We start from the raw sequence: 20797 nt of genomic DNA on the forward strand, positions 1-20797 counted from the left end.
AAGATGTATATACATTGTATCTACATCAACCAAAGGAATCAAGCCACAAATAAAAACCCCGCCATAAAGACGGGGTTAGAAGAGACTATTCCAAGCTTAATGACTACTAGACTCATTTACACACAGGGGTCATATTAAACAATAGCCGCCGGATTGAGTTTGGGATCGTTAGTGCCATATCCCATCAATGCAGAAGCCTGGCCGCCTTTTGCTAATTTCACTGCGCAATACTTAAACTCTGGAATCTTGCCAAATGGATCTAGGGCAGGATTTGTAATAAGGTTAGCTGCAGCCTCATAGTATGCAAACGGAATGAAGATCACACCTCTTGGTGTGCCGTCATCTCTTCTCACGTGAATTCCTACTTCACCACGACGAGACTGAACAGTAATCACATCACCAGCAGATACACCTAATTGAGTCATATCTTCACCATTCATAGATACGGTAGCCATAGGCTCAATTGCATCTAGCACAGTGGCGCGACGAGTCATGCTGCCGGTATGCCAATGCTCTAACTGACGACCTGTGATCAATACAAATGGGTATTCAGCATCTGGGCGCTCATTTGCCGGAATGATGTCTGCTGGAACCAACTTCACCTTGCCATCTGCTGTAGCAAATTGATCATCAAACACAATCGGACGACCTGGATCTTCAGCTGATAAGCATGGATAAGTCACGCTAGACTCTTTTTCCAGCCGCTCCCAAGTAATACCATTGATAGCACCATGCATAGCTTGGCGCATCTCGTCATAGACTTCAGCAACACCGGCATCAGGGCCTTGGTAGTTCCAATTCAAGCCCATGCCTTTAGCAATCTCTTGAATGATCCACAAGTCCGGCTTTGCATCGCCAGGAGGATTGATAGCTTTCTTGCCCATTTGCACCATACGGTCGGTATTGCTTGCCGTACCTACCTTTTCAGGCCATGCACTTGCTGGCAATACTACGTCGGCTAAAAGTGCCGTTTCTGTCATGAAAATATCTTGCACAACCAAATGCTCTAAAGATGCCAATGCATGACGTGCATGATTCAAGTCCGGGTCACTCATCGCAGGGTTTTCACCTTCGACATACATACCGCGAATCTTGTCTGGATCACTATCAGGCGCAGTGATCTTATGCATGATCTCAACTACGGTGTAGCCAGGCTTTTTATCTAATGGTGTACCCCAAAACTTCTCAAACCAAGCATGCGCTTCTGGATTATCAACACGTTGATAGTTCGGGAACATCATCGGAATCAAGCCGGCATCACTGGCGCCCTGCACGTTATTTTGACCACGCAATGGATGCAAACCAGAACCAGGCTTACCAATTTGACCGGTGATACTTACTAAAGCAATTAAGCAGCGTGCATTATCTGTACCGTGTACGTGCTGGCTGACTCCCATGCCCCACAAAATCATTGCTGACTTGGTAGTTGCAAACTCTCTAGCCACTTCACGCAGTGTTTCTGATGGAATTCCACAGATAGGTCCCATCGCCTCTGGGCTGTAGCCTTTGATATTTTCTTTTAGAGCCGCAAAATTGTTGGCACGATTTTGGACGAAGTCTTTATCAACCAAGCCCTCTTCAATAATCGTATAGATCATGGCATTGAGCATCGCCACGTCAGTGTCTGGCTTGAACTGCATCGTACGCCAGGCATGCTTACTAATTTCTGTTGCACGTGGATCACACAATACGATTTTGGCGCCGCGTTTAGCGGCATTCTTAAACCAAGTGGCCGCAACCGGATGGTTCGCGGTTGGATTGGAGCCAATCAAAAAAATCAAGCTGGAATGCTCAACATCGTTCACTTGATTACTTACAGCGCCTGAGCCTACGCCCTCTAAAAGCGCAGCAACTGACGATGCGTGACAAAGACGTGTGCAGTGGTCAACGTTATTGCTACCAAAGCCAGTTCGAACCAACTTCTGGAATAGATAGGCCTCTTCGTTGCTGCCTTTTGCAGAACCAAAGCCAGCTAATACTTTTAAGCCATGTTGATCTTTAAGCTTCTTGAGACCGCCAGCAGCAAACTCAAGGGCTTCTTCCCAGGTCGCTTCACGGAAAATATCAGACCAATCTTGTTTACCCTCTAAGATGGACTCATCCTTAGCGACACCCGTCTTACGAATAAGCGGCTTTGTCAGGCGTTGTGGATTGTGAATGTAATCCATCCCAAAACGACCTTTAACGCAAAGACGATTGTGATTAGCTGGGCCATCGCGTCCTTCGACGCTGACAATTTTTTCGTCTTTAACGTTGTAAGTAATTTGACAACCCACACCGCAAAATGGACAAACAGAATCCACCTTACGATCAACTGCTTGCGAACCAATTAATCCCTTAGGCATTAGTGCGCCTGTGGGACATGCTTGTACGCACTCGCCACAAGCGACGCAGGTACTATCGCCCATTGGATCATTTAAATCGAAAACAATTTCACTGTGAGCGCCACGCATTGCATAGCCAATCACGTCATTGACCTGCTCTTCACGACAAGCACGCACACAGCGGTTACATTGAATACAGGCATCTAAATTGACTGCCATCGCCGGATGCGAAATATCGCTACTTACCTTCTCACGTCTTAATGCTTTGAGCTCTGGTCGAACCGTGACATCCATGCGTGCTGCCCAGGTGCTGAGTTCGCCATGTTGATTTTTTTGCTCTTCTTCCTTGCTGTCTCCAACCCACTTAAATCCTTCATCCGGCATGTCTGACAACAACATCTCCAGAACCAATTTCTGACTCTTGATCGCGCGTTCGCTATTAGCCTTTACTTCCATACCAGGCGTTGCACTTCTGCAGCAGCTTGGCGCTAAAGTACGCTCACCATTAATTTCTACCACGCATGCTCGGCAATTACCGTCTGGACGGTAGCCATCTTTAAAGCACAGATGAGGAATATCAATGCCGTGACGTTTAGCAGCTTTCAGGATCGTTTCGCCTTCGTAGGAAACGATGGTCTTGCCGTCTAGCTTGAACTCAACGGTTTGCAATTCAAGCTCTTTAGGATTTGTTGGTGCGTTCATGTTTGTCTCGTTATTCCCTGTTATTTATAAGTGGGTTATTTCACTTCTTCTGGGAAATATTTATGAATACAACGTATGGGGTTTGGTGCAGCTTGACCTAGACCACAAATAGAAGCATCCACCATCACTGTGGCTAAGTCTTCTAAGGTTTCTTGATCCCATGATTTGGCTTGCATCAGTTTGGCTGCTTTACCTGTACCCACACGGCAAGGGGTGCATTGGCCACAGCTCTCATGCTCAAAGAAGTGCATGACATTCAGAGCCATATCGCGCGCTTTGTCTTTATCACTAAATACCATCACTGCAGCAGAACCAATGAAACAGCCGTAGGGCTGCAAGGTATCAAAGTCAAGTGGAATGTCATTCATGGTTGCCGGCAAGATGCCGCCTGATGCTCCACCCGGTAAATAGCCGTAGAACTTGTGACCATCTTGCATGCCACCACAGTATTCATCAATCAACTCTTGAATCGTGATGCCGGCAGGAGCCAATTTCACGCCAGGCTTTTTCACACGGCCGCTCACGCTAAAGCTACGCAAGCCCTTGCGATCATGGCGACCGAAAGAGCTAAACCACTCCGGTCCGCGCTGAACAATGTCGCGCACCCAGTACAAGGTTTCAAAGTTGTGTTCGAGCGTTGGTCTACCAAACAGACCAACTTGTGCAATGTATGGAGGACGCATACGTGGCTCACCACGTTTGCCTTCAATACTCTCAATCATCGCAGACTCTTCACCGCAGATATAGGCACCTGCACCACGACGCAATTCAATCGTAGGTAATTTGAATGGGGGATTGGCTTGGAGTTTTGCCAACTCAACTTCAAGCAATTCTCTACAGCCATGGTATTCATCACGCAAGTAGATATAGCAAGCATCAATACCGACTACATTGGCGGCAATCAATAAGCCCTCTAAGAAACGATGAGGATCGCGTTCTAAATAAGTACGATCTTTAAATGTTCCTGGCTCACCTTCATCAATGTTCACAGCCATTAACTTAGGAGCAACTTGATCTTTCACAATGCGCCATTTGCGACCCGCCGGAAATCCTGCGCCACCTAATCCGCGCAGGCCAGAATTTTCCATGGCCTTAATGATGCTCTCCGCATCTTTTTTGCCTTCGTGAATTTCTTTCGCTAAAGCATAGCCACCTTGTGCGCGGTAAGACTCGTAACCTACATAGTCAGGAGATACCGCTTGCATCTCACCTTGAGGCGACACACCCTGCTCTGCTAAAGCAGCAGGTTCAAACACAGCATCATCTTTAGCCATCGGCTGCGTGGTCAACTTATTTTTGACAGCAGCCGAGACTTTATCGGTTGTAGCAAACAACACTGGGTATTGATGTACTACCGCTACAGGAGCTTGCTCGCAACGACCAACACATGGGGCTGCAATGACTTTAATATTGGAATTACCCAAGATGCTTGGTAATTTTGCTAATAGATTTTGCGCACCAGCCAATTCGCAGGCAATACCATCGCAAACACGAATAGTAATATCGGCTACTGGATCATTTCCACGCACCACTTCAAAGTGATGATAGAAAGTAGCAACTTCATATACCTCTGCCATTGGTAAATTCATTTCTTTTGCCAAGGCAACTAAATGACGATCATGCAAAGCGCGATATTCATCGTTGAGCTTATGAAGATTCTCAATGAGCAAGTCTCTGCGATGTGGTGCGTCACCAATCAGTTTGCGTACTTCTGCAACAGAAGTATCGTCAGCTTGACGCCCCTTCAACTTACTCTTGCGACGAATGGTTTCCCTCAAATCATCTGCCGTTGCTACAGCAACCGCTTTGACTTCTCCAGAAGGCTTTGGATGATTCATATTTTGTAGTCTCTAATTTTTATATTTATTGCTTTGCACGAATGCAGAGCTTTACCCATCTTGCCCACCAAAAGTCCTGCCAAGCCAATGGCTTAGCTGACCAGCAATACGCAAAATAACGCTTTATTTTGGGTTATTTAACACCCCAAGTCCTTGACGGCGCTCAAGGACTTGAATTAAGGGTTTACCCTAGTTATAGAAGGGATGGAGATGGTCTGTCGCCAGGCGGAAGTGAGTAATCCAACTTGCGCTCGTAAAGCCTAGCTTTGTAGCAATCCTGGTAACCCTTGCTACCAATTTGCCAGCCTATTGAGGTGCAGTCTTCTTGAGCGGCTGATTCAATTGAGCCGCAGCCTGTTAAACCGAGGGCAGAAAGGATTGTGAGGATAGAGAAAATGCGCATTTTTGTTGAATTCATGACCTCAAGTCTACTTGATTCTGGTTGCAATATCGAGGGGAATGCCCTGCTTCCCCGCTCAACTGTTTTAACCCCTACCGACTCAATTCGACAAGATAGTTACAACAAATTATTGTACCGGCGGAAAGCCGGCCTTTTGAGTCCACATATTGTTGAAGACGTTAATAATCGGCTTTTCATAAACACCGGCCTTGGTGTAAGGCTCATCCTTTAACCATGCATCAACATCCGCCCTGCTTGGAAAGTCGATTGCAATCAAACTTCCCAGAGTGGTTTGCCCATCCTCTGAGGTAAGCGGCCCAGCAAAAGCCATGCGATCAGCCATTTTTGCCAAATAGGCGCGATGCTCAGGTCGAACTTGTACGCGCAAGTCTGCAGTTCCGGCGCGATCCATTAATAACATTGTGAAAATCATATTTTCTCCATTTCTAATTTAGCGCTATTGATTCAGTAATCCACTTGCAAAATATCAAGGGGTGCTATGTCAGCCCCCCAGGAAAATCCAACCTATTGTCCGGCATCCTTAACCAAACGAAATCCTAAATGAGACATTGGACTGTAGCGATCTGCTCCGCGGCGAGCGCTGGGTCGATAGGATTGACAATAATCTTCGTTACATAAAAATGATCCTCCACGAATGACTCGCTTAGGGGCATTGGGTGGAACGCCATAATCGTCTGGGTCATAAGAACTCGTAGGTCCTTGAGGATTATTGATCGCGCTATTGCCATATTCTTTGGTTTGAATTGCAAAATAATCAGCACGATACCAATCAGCAACCCACTGCCAGGCATTACCTGTCATATCAAATAAGCCATAACCATTTTGAGGATAGGTTCCAACGGAACTAGTACCTATTGCGCCGCCAGCTTTAGGACTGATGACCGGGAAGGCTTGCTTCTTTACATCCCAAATATTAGCCGGCAGTTTTCCCTCTTGCTCTAGCTGATCACCCCAAACATAAGTAGCCTGGTTTAGACCCCCTCGCGCAGCAAACTCCCACTCCGCCTCGGTAGGCAATCTTTTGCCAGCCCACTTGGCATAAGCCAAGGTATCCTCATAACTTACTTGCACCACGGGATGATTGCCCTTGCCATCAATATTGCTCTGAGGACCAGTGGGATGACGCCAGCTTGCTCCAGGAACATAAGCCCACCATTGCGAATAATCATTGAGGTTTACTTTTGCTTGTGTGCCAACAAAAACCATCGCGCCCGGAACAAAAATAGAGGCTGGTGGCTCAGGAGTACCGGGGGGCAGTTGCACTTTGATAGTCTCCCAATCGGGAACTTGCTCTGCGGTAGTTTTGTAAGCAGTTGCTTTTACAAACTGTGCGAACTGATCATTCGTAACGTGCGTGGTATCCATCCAAAATCCAGACACCTTTACTTTATGCGCTGGCCTCTCATTGGCCTGCGCTTTCTTATGATCACTCCCCATAAGGAATTCGCCACCAGGTATCCATGCCATACCCTTTGGGCCATTAACACCATCACCCAAACGGATTACAACAACTTCAGTTTGAGGCTTTGACGAAAAATGACTCCAAAGCAGATATGCGCCAATTACTACTGAAAGCAATATCAACACATAGAGAAATAAGCGCTTAAGCTTCTTCATTAAATTATTTTCCCAGCGGGAGGCTGATCGTTGCAATGGCCGCATACCCCTCTACCCGATTCTGTGCCCAATACTCTTTATAAGCTCGCAAATTAATATATGCATCATTGCCATTCATTTTGAATAGATAGCCTATTTGAGGGCCAACAGCGGCAACGCGAGACTTAAACGCACCCACATTATCGCCAATGCCAGAATCTGCGGTCAGCTGATAGTAAACATAACCCGCAATACCTATCTGCCAACTTTGCGAAACAAATTGAGAAATCGACCAATCCAAGTGCGAGTCAATCCCATTCTTATAATTGGTTTGGTTGTTTTGCCAATTATAAGTAGCACCAACGATGCCAGAGAATTCAAAGCCAGTTGTATTGTTTAAGTAGGTATAACCGCCGCCAGCATCCATGGCTGTATGCCCGATACCTATACTAGATAGGCTTGTTGAGCTGTAGGTTCCAACTGGTATGTCGCCAGTTATATAAGTTTTGTAATTATTATTTCCGGCGCTCCAAGTTAGGCTGGCAAGTGGGTATATATCCGTGCCTCCATTACTGGTATTGGCCCGATTAAATTGCACGCTTGGATTGGTAACACTCACTGATGCTGTCGTGGTATTTGTGCCAGGCCCCCATCCAATTCCAATATAGGGTTGAGCACCAAGGATTTTTTCTTCAGCTACATATCCTAACTGCATCAATACAAATGACTCGCGCGCACTCAAACCAGCATTAAGACTTTGGCCGCGCTGAAATGTTTTTGATTTGTCAGCACTACCGCTGTAGGAATATGGCATCGCGACCAACGACCATCCTGTTGCCATAGGGACTGCCGCCATACTGGCATATTGGCCAGAGAGCCAAAATGGAACGCCACCCTCATCGGCATAAGCGCCTGAAGAAAACAGGGAAATCGTTAGAAGAAAAAAAGGCCCGGCAATCTGATACCGGGCTCCGCTAAAAATTCTCATTCTATTTTTAATGGCCTCCTAGCTTATTGGGAGCCAGAAAGTCATCTCCCTAGGGGCTGAGAAAAATTAGTCACATTAGAAGGCGGTGGATTTGGAAACTTCTTAACAGACGCCAAGTATTCCTGAATCACCTGGAAGATTGGCTCAGCTGTCCAACCATAGTTGGTCATCTGTAAATCTTCATGAGGATCCATTTCAATGTTGTAAAACTTTGGGTAATACATGGGTGCAGCATTGGCATAAATACCACCAACCATCTGCTGACCGGTGCCCGTGCGAGCCATATCCTTAAAATAATATCTCCACTGCTTCCATCGACCGGCAACTAAATCAGGGCCGATAAACGTTAATAAAGATTCGCGATTACCCTTCGTGCTTTCGCCCTTGAGGACGGGCAACTGATTGACTCCGTCTATAGCTCGATCAGTTGGAAGCTTCACACCCAAAATGGATGCAAAAGTTGGTATAAAGTCCATTGTTGAAAACATTGCGTACGAGGTGCTTCCTGGGGCAATGTGTCCAGGCCAACGAATAATGCAGAAGGTGCGTACCGCACCCTCGGTTGGTTCACCTAGATCACCTCTAAATGGCCCATTGGATCCCATATCAGGAGCACCAAGACCCAAGCGATCCCAATTCATAAAGTACTGACCGGTGCCGCCATTATCAGAAGCAAATACGAGAATCGTGTTGTCTTCAATATTCATTTCCTTTAGGGCGTCCATCACTTGACCAACGTGATAGTCCCCTTCCATCATTTTGTCGCCATATTGTCCGATTCGTGACTTACCAGCAAACTGTTTTGACGGAAGATTCGGTGAATGACCCATTGAAAATGGCAGATACAAGAAGAAAGGTTTACCTGCTGCATTCTGTTGCTTAATAAATGCAATCGACTTGTCAGTAATCTCATTGTCAATCTCAGCACGCACCGCCATGGTGTAGGGCTTCACGCGCTCTAGCGGACCATTGCCCTTTTGCTGATTAATCCAAGGGCCTTTGTCATAAAGAACTTTTTCAGGAACATTTCCAAACGAGTGCGTTTGCATTGCCATTTGCACATAGGCAGCAGAATCCCAAGAAGTATCGGGTGGAATTCCGTAATACTGATCAAAGCCGTGAGCGCCAGGCAAACTTTGGGGCGCTCCACCTAAGTGCCACTTACCGAAAATGGCAGTTGAATAACCTGCGTCTTTAAACAACTGCCCCATGGTATAGGCTTTGGATGACAAGGTATTTGGTGTTCCTGGCTCAGCAACGAGCGACAAACCATTGCGAATTGAATATTGCCCAGTCATCAACGCAGCGCGTGATGGCGTGCAAGCAGGCTCAACCAAATATTGCGTAAGGCGCAATCCACTTTTTGCCAATTCATCAGCACGTGGCGTCGGTGCACCACGTAATTCACCGCCACCATAAGAACCTAAGTCGCCATAACCAACGTTATCCGCCAGTATGAAAACCACATTGGGTTTCTTTTGATTTGGTGCTGAAGTAGATTGTGCAAATGCTGCTGGTACAACCATCGCAGCAGACAAAACCCCGATCAGAATGCGTTTGAATAACATTGCGGAACTCTTTAATTTAAATTCAAGTTAATTGGATGCTTGCTTTTTAGGGTAACCCTTGAAGTCCTCACCTACTTTGATATTTGGGTACTCTTTAACACTCTTCTCATAGCCATCAATCCACTTGAAATTCATGGCGTAAACCCAACCTAAGGTGAGATCCGTATACATGAGATTGTTATCTTCATGCGGGTCACTACTCAAGTCATAAATCATCGGAATCTGCGCCGTTACAAATGGCTGTTGTATGGATATAGGAGACTGCGCATACCTGTAAATAGTTTTATAGATCTTCCATTTGATTGACATTAATTCACCGTCAATACCAAAGAATGGGTAATAGTCTCGACCCGTAGACTTGCTCTTACCAAACATGAATTTAGAGGCATCAATTCCATCAATTGGACGATCCTTGGGCACCAAGTTGGAAGAGTCAACCATTCCGGCGATGGTAGGCATCCAGTCAACCGCAGCAAACATCTCCTCGGTAACGACGCCTGAGGGGATTTTTCCTGGCCAGCGAATCATTGCGGGGACTCTCATGCTCCCTTCAAAAGGTGTATTGAAAAAGTCACCACGAAATGGTCCATTGGTAGCACCGCCAATCTGAGGACTGGCGCCACCACCAGCATTATCACTACTGAAAATAAAGATAGTGTTGTCTTCGATGCCAGCCTCTTTAACAGCATCCATTACTTGGCCAACACGATAGTCCATCTCAGCAATCAGGTCTGCAAATACTCCACCGCGTTTCGTTGATTTTTGTGAAAAGTTTGGGTTAGGCATGGGTGGCTCATGCATTTCTGAATACCCTACATACACAAAGAATGGTTTATCAGCTGCTGCATTTTTCTTGATGTAATCAACAGTCTTAGGAATGATGTACTTCTCATCTATGATTGGGCGAATCTTGAGATCGAGTGGCATAACGGGTTTAGATTTCTGCCCCTTTTTGCCTTCCCAAACCATTGGCACAGGAAGACCGCTCTCTTTAAAGAGCGGCCATTGCGTATAGCCGGCTTCAAACCAAGTATTTTGGATGCCCCACCATTCATCAAAGCCTTGATCATTCGGAAGGCGTCCCTGGGTATCGCCAAGATGCCACTTACCATATAACGCTGTTGCATAACCAGAATCAGAGAGCAACTTAGCGATGGTGTATTCCCAAGGAGCCATCCCAGCTTTTCCTTGACCAGGCCAAGGCACTGAAGTTGTTCCTGATCGAACAGGATGACGACCCGTCATGATGGCCGAGCGTGATGGTGTGCACTGAGCCTCTACGTTGTAATTATTAAAACGAATACCCTGACTGGCTAACTTATCAATATTCGGCGTGGGTACGGTTCCACCATACACACCAAATGAACCCCATCCTGTGTTGTCGACTAAGAAGTAAACAATATTAGGCTTCTTTTGCTTTGTCTCAGTACTCTGTGCAAATGCAGGTGAAGTCAGAAATGAAGCTGCCAACATTCCGATTAATATCTTTTTTAAGAACATCGCAGTCTCCGGATTTTTTCTGTAATTTCTTGCTGGTTGAGTCCAGCACTTTGGGGTATGCATACCTTTGCGAAATGATACTTTAATTAATAATAATTACTGGCTCTTGGGACAATAAAAAACCACCCGAAGGTGGTTTCTTGACTGCTTGGCGGAAGGGGCGGGATTCGAACCCGCGGTAGGCTATTAACCTACGCACGCTTTCCAGGCGTGTGACTTAAACCGCTCATCCACCCTTCCGGAATCGATGATTATACGATTGCCGAAAGGGTTTCCTCTAAAAGCTTGTTTAGGGGCTTACAGAGACTCTTTGAGCTGGTCCAAGATGTGCGGATTTTCAAGGGTTGAGGTGTCTTGAGTAACCTCTTCACCTTTAGCAATCACACGCAAGAGACGGCGCATGATCTTGCCAGAACGGGTCTTAGGCAAGTTATCACCGAAACGAACGTCCTTAGGCTTAGCAATCGGGCCAATCTCTTTACCAACCCAGTTACGTAATTCCGTAGCGAGCTTCTTAGCTTCTTCGCCTGTTGGGCGACCGCCTTTGAGAACTACGAATACGCAAATCGCTTCACCAGTTAATTCATCAGGGCGACCTACTACCGCAGCTTCAGCAACCAATGGGTTAGCAACCAAGCATGACTCAATTTCCATGGTTCCCATACGGTGACCAGAAACGTTCAACACGTCATCAATACGGCCAGTAATTGTGAAGTAGCCAGTATCTTTGTTACGGATTGCGCCGTCACCTGCCAGATACAAAGTGCCACCCAACTCTTCTGGGAAATAAGACTTCACGAAACGATCAGGGTCATTCCAAATCGTACGAATCATCGAAGGCCATGGACGCTTCACAACCAAGATACCGCCTTGACCGTTAGGCACATCAACACCAGCTTCGTCAACAATCGCTGCCTGAATACCTGGCAATGGCAATGTGCATGAACCTGGAATCATTGGGGTTGCACCTGGCAATGGAGAAATCATGTGACCGCCAGTTTCTGTTTGCCAGAAAGTGTCGGCGATTGGGCAGTTGGAGTTACCAACATTCTCGTAGTACCACATCCAAGCTTCTGGATTGATTGGCTCGCCTACTGAACCCAAGAGACGCAGTGATGACAAATCGTAGCTCTTTGGATGCACAGCTTGATCATTGCTTGATGCTTTGATCAATGAACGAATTGCTGTTGGTGCTGTGTAGAAAATGGTTGCTTTGTGTTTTTGGATCATTTCCCAGAAACGGCCAGCATTTGGATATGTAGGAACGCCTTCAAACACAATCTCAGTGGCGCCAACTGCGAGAGGGCCATAAGTGATGTAAGAGTGACCTGTTACCCAACCAATGTCAGCAGTACACCAAAACACATCGTTTGGCTTAATGTCAAAAGTCCACTTCATTGTGAGAATCGCCCACAAGAGGTAGCCACCAGTAGAGTGCTGCACGCCCTTTGGTTTACCAGTTGAGCCGGATGTATACAGAATGAATAGTGGGTGCTCAGCGCTGACCCACTCTGGCTCGCAAGTAGTTGCTTCATTGGCAACGATTTCTTGCATCCAGACATCGCGACCTGCTTGCATAGCAACATCTGTGCCAGTGCGCTTGCTTACGATGACATGCTTAACTTTAGGACACTCACCTGTTGATAGGGCTTCATCGCAAATAGCTTTCAATGGCAATGCTTTGCCACCACGGAACTGGCCATCAGCAGTAATCACTGCTACTGCACCAACGTCCATAATGCGATCGCGTAATGCCTGAGCAGAGAAGCCGCCAAACACGACAGAGTGAATTGCGCCGATACGAGCACATGCTTGCATAGCAACAATGCCTTCGATGGTCATTGCCATATAAATAATGACGCTGTCGCCTGACTTCACACCCATCTTACGAAGTGCATTTGCCATTTTGCAAACGCGCTCCAACATCTCTTTATAAGTTACTTTAGTAACGGTGCCGTCATCTGCTTCAAAGATGATGGCAGTTTTATCTCCTAGACCAGCTTCAACTTGACGATCTAAGCAGTTATAAGAAGCATTTGTTGTGCCGTCTTCGAACCATTTATAGAAAGGCGCTTTGGACTCATCCAAAACCTTAGTAAAGGGCTTTTTCCAATAGATATTCTCTTTAGCAAGGCGACCCCAGAAACCGTCGTAATCTGAATTTGCTTCATCACAAAGCTTTTTGTAGGCTTCCATACCTGGAATAGCCGCACCCTTTACAAAGTCTGCAGGTGGGTTAAATACGCGGTTTTCTTGTTTTAATGGTTCCATGCTTCACAGCCCTCTATCAAATAATCAATAATCTAAAATCAACTACAAATGCGAAAAAGTGTCGCAAAATGACAGGTTTACACCCTCAAGACCCTAGAAGATAAGTGAAAACACGGGGGATTTGCTCTATGGCAAACCCTTAAAATAGGGCAAACCTTACTAATAATGTGGAAATAAGCATAAAACCATGACAAATATCAAACAAAACGACCTTATTCAGAGTGTTGCAGACGCTTTCCAATTCATCTCCTACTACCACCCAAAGGACTTCATTACCGCCTTGGGCAAGGCCTATGAGTTAGAGCAAGGTCATGGCGCAAAAGACGCTATTGCTCAAATTTTGACCAATAGCCGGATGTGCGCTGAAGGTCATCGACCAATGTGTCAAGACACAGGTATTGCGGTGGTTTTCCTCAAAATTGGTATGAATGTGCAGTGGCCAGACGCAACAATGAGTGTGACTGACATGGTGAACGAAGGTGTGCGTCGCGCTTACCTCAACCCAGAAAATACCTTACGCGCTTCAGTGCTCTCTGATCCTGCTGGCAAACGTAAAAATACTGGCGACAACACGCCTGCCGTGATTCATTACGAAATCGTGCCAGGTGATGATGTAGAAGTAATTTGCGCCGCTAAAGGTGGTGGCTCTGAAAATAAAGCGAAGATGGTAATGCTCAACCCATCTGACTCGATTGTGGATTGGGTTCTGAAAACCGTTCCTACTATGGGTGCAGGCTGGTGTCCTCCTGGCATTTTGGGTATCGGCATTGGCGGCACACCAGAAAAGGCCATGCTGATGGCAAAAGAATCCTTGATGGAGCCAATTGATATTCAGGATCTGATTGCTCGTGGCGCCAAAACTCGTGCTGAAGAATTGCGTTTAGAGCTTTATGAAAAAGTAAACAAACTGGGTATTGGGGCACAAGGCCTTGGTGGCTTGGCTACCGTTCTGGATATCAAGATCATGGAATATCCAACGCATGCCGCTTCTTTGCCAGTAGCAATGATTCCAAACTGCGCAGCTACGCGTCACGTACATTTCCACTTGCATGGCGATGGCCCAGCAAAACTTGAAGCCCCATCCCTCTCTGATTGGCCAGACGTCACCTGGACTCCAGATGTTCAAAAATCTAAGCGCGTGAATTTGGACACATTGACAGCAGCAGAAGTGGCTAGCTGGAAACCAGGCGAAACACTTTTACTCAACGGCAAAATTTTGACTGGCCGTGATGCTGCTCACAAGCGCATTCAGGACATGCTAGCTAAAGGCGAAGAGCTACCAGTGAGTTTTAAGAACCGCGTTATTTATTATGTTGGCCCAGTTGATCCAGTTCGCGACGAAGCAGTTGGCCCTGCCGGCCCCACAACTGCAACTCGTATGGATAAATTTACGGAGATGATGCTCTCTAAGACTGGATTGATTTCTATGATTGGTAAAGCAGAGCGCGGACCTGAAGCCATCGAAGCAATTAAGAAACATAAGTCTGCTTATTTAATGGCTGTTGGTGGTGCTGCTTACTTAGTTTCTAAAGCCATTCAAACCTCAAAAGTCGTTGGCTTTGCCGACTTAGGCATGGAAGCAATTTATGAGTTTGACGTAAAAGATATGCCGGTGACTGTTGCAGTGAACTCCGAAGGCATTTCGATGCACAATGAAGGCCCACGTGAATGGCAGGCAAAGATTGCTGGCATTCCGGTCAAAGTTGCTTAATCGCTGAATTGGCAATTCATCCATAGGCACTGACAACTCATTGGCACTCATCGGGGTATTTGATTCTGGCGTTGGAGGCTTATCCATCTTGGATGAGGCTCTGCGCCAGCTACCGCAACATGACTATATCTATCTTGCTGACTCCGCACATGCACCCTATGGAGAAAAATCCAGTGATTGGATAGCGCAACGCAGTCTAGTGCTTTGCCGCCATCTAGCAAGCCACGGTTGCGATGCCATTGTGATTGCTTGTAATACTGCAACTGCTGAAGCGATTAAACAAATTCGCGAAGAGTTGTCTATTCCCATTATTGGTGTTGAACCTGGCATCAAACCAGCAGCTATGCAGTCACAAAATCATATTGTGGGTGTCTTGGCGACAGAGGCAACACTTAATAGCGATAAATTCAATTCCTTACTCGCAACCCTGCCTAGCGACTGTCAATTTATCAAACAGGCTGGCGCTGGCTTAGTGCCTTTAATTGAATCTGGCAAAGCCGATGGTCAAGAGACTCTGGAGTTGTTGGCTAAACACCTAGAACCTATTCAAGATGCTGGCGCTGACACCATCGTTCTTGGATGCACCCACTACCCCTTCCTCAGAAAAGTTATTCGCAAGTTGCTAGGCGAATCGATCACATTGATTGATACCAGTGATGCAGTGGTAAGGCAGCTAAAGAGGCAACTAGAAGCTCTTCAACCTAGCGGCACTAATTCTGAGTTTGGATCAGTACTTTTGCTCAGCAGTAAGAATGAGAATTTACTTCTAGCAATGGCGCAAGACTTAATGTCTGCAGATTTGGCATCACATTCAGTTGAAGCACATATCTTGGATGAAGTACGATGAGCGCTCTACTAAAAAAAATAGATGCTCACCTGCCGTTTAATAAAACTGAGCGCATCATCATTGGCGTTGTATTACTCTTGCACGCTTTGCCTGCACTTGAGTTTGTGCACCTCAGCAAACGCCCTCCTCCAATGGACGATACAAGGGTCATGGCAAATTTAGTCAGTCCAGAGGCTAGCAAGACCCAGCAACCACCGGCAGTGACCCCACCAAAACCAAAAGAAGAGAAGAAGGTGGCAAAAGAAAAGCCTCAAGAAAAGCCGCTCGAGAAACCTAGCCCCACTCAGGCGCAGCAGGCTCCACAACAGCAAAGTCAATCGCAAAGCAAGTCAGAATCTCAACCACAGAATGCAGCGGTAGCCCCTGCAACTAGTGGGGGTGCTAGCGGAACTCCAATTCAAACAGACATTGGTAAACTAGTTGTGGTGTATCAGCCTGATGCAGATGCTTATTACCCCTCTTTTTCAAAACGCTCTGGTGAGCAAGGCGCAGTAGTAGTGCGATTAATTATTGATGAAACAGGTAACGTTGAAGATGTAGCCTTACTGCAATCAAGCACTTTTCCAAGACTGGATCGTGCCGCTACAGAAATCGGCAAACGCTATCGCTTTAAACCTTTTTTAGTAAATGGCTCACCCCAACGAATTTCAACCAATCTCCTAATTAAATTTAACCTCAAGAATTAATCAATATGAATACACCATTTGGAATAGCAAATCTTTGGCTTGAAGGCGATGCAATTACGAGATTCGTGGCAATTATTTTGCTCACCTGCTCTATTGTGACTTGGGTAATATTGCTCACGCGACTTTGGGATCTACGCAATCTACGCAAACTTACCCCTGAGCTTGAGCAGTTTTGGCGTGCTACTTCTTTTGATGAAGGATTAAAAGCATTTAGCGACCATGCATCCAACCCCTATTATCAAATTGCTAGATTGGCAACCAAGGCATCGGCGCACCACCAAAACCAATCCTCCAATCACCGTGAATTACTACAAACACTGAACTACTCCGAATGGATGGCTAGAAGTGTGAAAAATAGTATTGATACGATTGCTGCTGGACTACAAAAAGGCTTGACCTTCTTAGGGTCTACTGGCGCAATTGCTCCTTTTGTCGGCCTATTTGGAACTGTTTGGGGCATCTACCATGCATTGATCGCCATCAGTAGCTCTGGTAGCGCGCAAATTGATCAAGTTGCAGGGCCTATTGGTGAAGCGCTCATCATGACTGCATTTGGTTTGGCGGTGGCCATACCTGCGGTTTTAGGTTTTAACGCCATCAATCGTGCCAACAAATTATTTGTAGCGGACTTAAACCGTTTTGGTAATGACTTATTAGCCTACTTCGTTACTGGCGCACGCGTTAACTCCGGGGAATAGTCATGTCTTTTTATATGCAAGACGACCATTCTGACGATAACATCATGTCGGAAATTAACATGACGCCGATGGTGGACGTCATGTTAGTACTCTTAATTATTTTCATCATCACGCTGCCGGTAATCCAACAGGCAGTAAAAGTAGAGCTACCTAAGGCCAATAGTGTTCGCAATGAAGTAAAACCTGAATCAGTGCAGCTCTCGATTGATGCCAATGGCCAAATTTTCTGGAACAGCACGCCGATTGATCTCAAGACCTTTGATGGTTATGCAGAGAAAGCTTCTCAGAAAGAGCCGCAGCCAGAAATTAATCTGCGCGCCGATAAGTCAGTAAGGTATGAATATGTAGCGCAAGTATTAGCAGCCTCACGTCGCGCTGGCTTAACTAAATTGGGATTTGTGACTGAGCCAAACTAAGTTTGGTTTATCTGTATTTGGTTTTATTTAGCCTTGTATGGCATTTTTGAAGGCAAGCAAGTCTCTTCACTGGTATGCGTACCATTTCCAATGGTCGCACCCAAAATACCGCCCTGTATCTTTTCGATCTTCTTAAACTTTCCTGTAACTGGATCAAGAGTAATGTTGGTGATGACGCTGCCCGCGGGATAAGCAACGCCCATTAACTCTTCTGGTGGAAACTGCGCCTCGATGGCAATCAAAATATTTGGGCGCGCAAGAGTGATGCTCTTGACCACCTGAGATCCAAATGCATCAGACTGATCTAGGTCGCGATCATCTAAGAAGACCTTTGCCTTCTGAGAACCAGAAGCAAGCATAAGTTTCATTGCATATTCTTCGGTATAGCCTTTTTCAGAACGTTTGCAATGAAATTCCATGACATCAACACCCCATGCGAGCACAGGAGCAATTGTCAAGCAAGAACAAATGAAAAGTTTGGGTAAATTCATAAATGAAGTGTGAGTGTCTTTGGTGCCCGAGGCCGGAATCGAACCGGCACGACTTTTTTGAGTCGGCAGATTTTAAATCTGCTGTGTCTACCGATTTCACCACTCGGGCTCGCACTGAACAATACAACTGTGCTAAATAAATCAAGACAGGGCAAATTTTAGCATGCGAGCCCCTAGAGCCCCCTTTGCCCTGCTGACCGAGGCTATGCCGGGCAAAACAACTAAAATATCCATATGACCTTACTAGGAAAATCTACTGGACTGCGCAAGCTTTTACGAGCCAGCCTATTGGTTGCCGGATTGAGTCTAGCTGTCGTTTTGGTAATAGCCATTGCCTACCTGTATTCCGCCCAATCCAATATCTCTGGCAAGCGAACCATTAAAAGTCTTGGGGACTCTATTGCCATCTCCTTTGATGAAGCCGATATACCTCACATCAAAGCCAAAAGTCAGGCAGATGCCTACTTTGCCTTAGGCTACCTCCACGCAAATCAGCGCTCTTGGCAAATGGAAATGAATCGCCGGATTGCCAGCGGCCGACTTTCAGAAATTTTAGGCAATGACACCGTCAAAATTGATCGCTTTATACGCACATTGGGTATCAAGCGTGCAGCGGAACGTCAATTTGATCGCTACCCCGTTTCAGCCAAGCGACTATTACAAGCCTATGCGGATGGCGTTAACGCTGGCAATGCGCAATTGGGATGGGCATTGCCAATTGAATACTTCTTGACAGGATCAAAGCCAGGACATTGGTCGCCAACTGATAGCGTTGCCTGGATGCTAATGATGGCTTATGACCTTGGCGGTAACTGGCATAAAGAATTGCAAAGGCTTGAGCTTTCTCAATACCTCAGCACAAAACAAGTATGGGAAGTTACCCCACCAAATGAGCCTGGCGAGCTTGTCAGCAACGTAGATTTCTCCAAGCTATACAAAGATCTGAAAGTTTTTCATCCAATCCCTGGGCCTTCTGAAGCAAAGCCTGAAAATTTACCTGCCACTGAATTGACTCAATGGGATCAGCTTGGTGGAAAGGATGGCATTGGCTCTAATAATTGGGCCCTAAGCGGAAAGCTGAGCACTTCAGGCAAGCCTTTACTGGCCAATGATCCACATCTAGGTCTATCCGCGCCAGCTATCTGGTACTTTGCCCATCTCGAGGCGCCTGGATTGAATGTGATCGGCGGCACACTACCTGGCATCCCAGCGGTAGTCTTAGGCAGAACAGATAAGTTTGCATGGAGCTTTACAAATACCGGTCCCGATGTACAGGATTTATACATTGAGCAAATTGATGCAAAAAATCCCGGCATGTATCGCGGTCCCGATGGTCCCCTGCCATTTAAAGTTCATCAAGAGATTATTGATATCAAAGGAGCGCCCTCTCTTACCTTCTTGATAAAGGAAACTCGACATGGGCCGGTGATTTCCGATTCGTATCGCCAAGCTAAACGCGTGATTGATACTGATCGCTTTGCATTGGCACTCCGATGGACGGCACTTGATATTGAGAATCAATCGGTTGCTGGTTTGCTGGAAATAAACCGCGCTGCTGATATCGATCAGTTTAAGCAAGCACTACGTAAAAATTATGCGCCCATGCAGAACGTAGTGATGGCAGATATAGAGGGCAATATTGCCTATCAAGCAGCTGGCGTTGCCCCCAAAAGGCAATTGCATCATGGCCTATATGGAGTAGCGCCTGCCCCTGGCTGGGACAAGCAATATGACTGGGATGGTTATGTTTTATTTGAGCAGCTTCCTGCTAGCAATAATCCTGAGCAGGGCTGGATAGCTACAGCCAATCAAAAAATTATTGCGGCAAATGATCCTAATCCTTTAACGGCTGATTGGGAGATGCCGACGCGATATAACCGTATTGTTGAGCTGATTAAGTCTAAAAATATTCACTCATTTGACGATATGAAAACAATGCAAGGGGATACGCTCTCGCTTGGTGCTACACCATTGCTAGAACTATTTAAGTCCAGTCAATCCTCACATCCTTTGAGCGCTCAAGCGATGGACATCGCCCGGAATTTTAATGGTGACATGCGGGTTGAAAGTGCTGGCGCTCTGATATTCAATGCCTGGGCTGATCAACTTACACGCAATCTCTTCTCGCGATTAAGTTATATGTTTACGGAAAATTACGGCTCTCGAAACTATCGGGCTCCTTTGTTAAACCAAGTGCAAAATCCCAATAGTCCATGGTGTGACAATCCCAAAACGGAGCATGTAGAGTCTTGCCAGGAATCGGCAAACCTTGCCCTTGATAACGCACTTGAGTACCTTGGGAAAGAGTATGGCAATAATCCGCAGTCTTGGTCTTGGGGGAAGGCACACATAGCCGTCTCCGAGCATCGACCATTTAGCAAGGTTCCCTTGTTGGGTAGCTTGTTTAACATCAAAACCCCGTTCCCTGGCGATAGCTTTTCTGTCAATGTGGGACGACTAGAGCTTTTGCGGTCAAAAAATCCCTATGAAACACTGCAAGCCGCTAGTTTACGGACAGTCTATGACTTATCAGATCTGGAAAAGTCTGTGTTTGTGTACCAATCAGGGCAATCTGGGTGGATACAGAGCAAGCTCTACCGCAATATGAACCCCTTATGGGCTAATAACGAGTACCTTCCATTGCAAATGAAGTCCGAAAAGATCAGTCGCCAGCTAGAATTGAGCAATAAATAAACTACCTAATCAATATTGGCGCAGTAGTTAGGGATAGTTAAAATAC

16 protein-coding genes and 2 tRNA genes are annotated in these 20797 nt (G+C 46.1%); 6 read left to right on the forward strand and 12 right to left on the reverse strand.

The features are described from left to right. Positions 1 to 134 precede the first annotated feature (134 nt). The 10 genes from fdhF to acs all read right to left on the reverse strand — a co-directional run bounded on the left by fdhF (position 135) and on the right by acs (position 13208). Positions 135 to 3026, reverse strand: a complete 2892-nt coding sequence (gene fdhF / locus ICW03_RS05935) for a formate dehydrogenase subunit alpha (protein WP_215346568.1) — start codon at positions 3024 to 3026, stop codon at positions 135 to 137. A gap of 35 nt (positions 3027 to 3061) precedes the next feature. Continuing rightward, positions 3062 to 4864 carry an NAD(P)H-dependent oxidoreductase subunit E gene (locus ICW03_RS05940; RefSeq protein WP_215346569.1) on the reverse strand — a complete coding sequence of 601 codons (1803 nt, stop codon included), beginning with the start codon at positions 4862 to 4864 and terminating at the stop codon, positions 3062 to 3064. 193 nt (positions 4865 to 5057) lie between these two features. Next, entirely contained in the window at positions 5058 to 5282 is a 225-nt protein-coding gene (locus ICW03_RS05945) for a hypothetical protein (RefSeq protein WP_215346570.1), read from the reverse strand. A 109-nt stretch (positions 5283 to 5391) separates the two neighbouring features. After that, positions 5392 to 5697, reverse strand: coding sequence for a YciI family protein (locus ICW03_RS05950; protein ID WP_215346571.1), 306 nt, complete (start codon positions 5695 to 5697; stop codon positions 5392 to 5394). Positions 5698 to 5789: 92 nt separating this feature from the next. Next, positions 5790 to 6902 carry a formylglycine-generating enzyme family protein gene (locus tag ICW03_RS05955; protein WP_215346572.1) on the reverse strand — a complete coding sequence of 371 codons (1113 nt, stop codon included), beginning with the start codon at positions 6900 to 6902 and terminating at the stop codon, positions 5790 to 5792. A 4-nt stretch (positions 6903 to 6906) separates the two neighbouring features. Beyond that, positions 6907 to 7722 (reverse strand): transporter, encoded by an 816-nt coding sequence (locus ICW03_RS05960; RefSeq protein WP_215346573.1) that lies wholly within the window; start codon positions 7720 to 7722, stop codon positions 6907 to 6909. A gap of 188 nt (positions 7723 to 7910) precedes the next feature. Continuing rightward, positions 7911 to 9437, reverse strand: a complete 1527-nt coding sequence (locus ICW03_RS05965) for an arylsulfatase (RefSeq protein ID WP_215346574.1) — start codon at positions 9435 to 9437, stop codon at positions 7911 to 7913. Positions 9438 to 9464: 27 nt separating this feature from the next. After that, positions 9465 to 10937: an arylsulfatase gene (locus ICW03_RS05970; protein ID WP_215346575.1), complete on the reverse strand. Its 1473-nt coding sequence runs from the start codon at positions 10935 to 10937 to the stop codon at positions 9465 to 9467. A gap of 149 nt (positions 10938 to 11086) precedes the next feature. Then, a tRNA-Ser gene (locus tag ICW03_RS05975) sits at positions 11087 to 11177 on the reverse strand. A 57-nt stretch (positions 11178 to 11234) separates the two neighbouring features. Then, on the reverse strand, positions 11235 to 13208 hold the full coding sequence (gene acs / locus ICW03_RS05980) for an acetate--CoA ligase (RefSeq protein ID WP_215346576.1): 1974 nt from the start codon (positions 13206 to 13208) through the stop codon (positions 11235 to 11237). A 187-nt stretch (positions 13209 to 13395) separates the two neighbouring features. On the opposite strand from acs, the gene ICW03_RS05985 reads away from it, so the two are divergent. Genes ICW03_RS05985 through ICW03_RS06005 form a run of 5 tightly spaced genes read left to right on the forward strand, consistent with a single transcriptional unit; the run spans position 13396 to position 17566 of the window. Continuing rightward, positions 13396 to 14919: a fumarate hydratase gene (locus ICW03_RS05985; protein ID WP_215346577.1), complete on the forward strand. Its 1524-nt coding sequence runs from the start codon at positions 13396 to 13398 to the stop codon at positions 14917 to 14919. Between the two features lie 40 nt (positions 14920 to 14959). Continuing rightward, on the forward strand, positions 14960 to 15766 hold the full coding sequence (gene murI / locus ICW03_RS05990; protein WP_215346578.1) for a glutamate racemase: 807 nt from the start codon (positions 14960 to 14962) through the stop codon (positions 15764 to 15766). Then, positions 15763 to 16452: an energy transducer TonB gene (locus ICW03_RS05995; RefSeq protein WP_215346579.1), complete on the forward strand. Its 690-nt coding sequence runs from the start codon at positions 15763 to 15765 to the stop codon at positions 16450 to 16452. Before murI ends, ICW03_RS05995 begins: the two co-directional genes overlap by 4 nt. A 5-nt stretch (positions 16453 to 16457) precedes the next feature. After that, the gene (locus tag ICW03_RS06000; RefSeq protein ID WP_215346580.1) at positions 16458 to 17150 is read left to right on the forward strand and encodes a MotA/TolQ/ExbB proton channel family protein; all 693 of its coding nucleotides are present in this window, start codon (positions 16458 to 16460) and stop codon (positions 17148 to 17150) included. Between the two features lie 2 nt (positions 17151 to 17152). Beyond that, a complete protein-coding gene (locus ICW03_RS06005; RefSeq protein ID WP_215346581.1) occupies positions 17153 to 17566 on the forward strand; it encodes a biopolymer transporter ExbD in 414 nt (137 codons plus the stop codon). Between the two features lie 23 nt (positions 17567 to 17589). Here the strand turns inward: ICW03_RS06005 and ICW03_RS06010 are convergent, their stop codons facing one another. Then, positions 17590 to 18057 carry a hypothetical protein gene (locus ICW03_RS06010; protein WP_251374363.1) on the reverse strand — a complete coding sequence of 156 codons (468 nt, stop codon included), beginning with the start codon at positions 18055 to 18057 and terminating at the stop codon, positions 17590 to 17592. A 20-nt stretch (positions 18058 to 18077) separates the two neighbouring features. Then, positions 18078 to 18166: transfer RNA gene (locus ICW03_RS06015), tRNA-Leu, on the reverse strand. 125 nt (positions 18167 to 18291) lie between these two features. Between ICW03_RS06015 and ICW03_RS06020 the strand changes: the two genes are divergently transcribed. Beyond that, a complete protein-coding gene (locus tag ICW03_RS06020; protein WP_215346582.1) occupies positions 18292 to 20751 on the forward strand; it encodes a penicillin acylase family protein in 2460 nt (819 codons plus the stop codon). Positions 20752 to 20797: the final 46 nt, after the last annotated feature.

Origin of the sequence: Polynucleobacter sp. MWH-Aus1W21 (assembly GCF_018687275.1) — a bacterium.
Classification (GTDB): domain Bacteria; phylum Pseudomonadota; class Gammaproteobacteria; order Burkholderiales; family Burkholderiaceae; genus Polynucleobacter.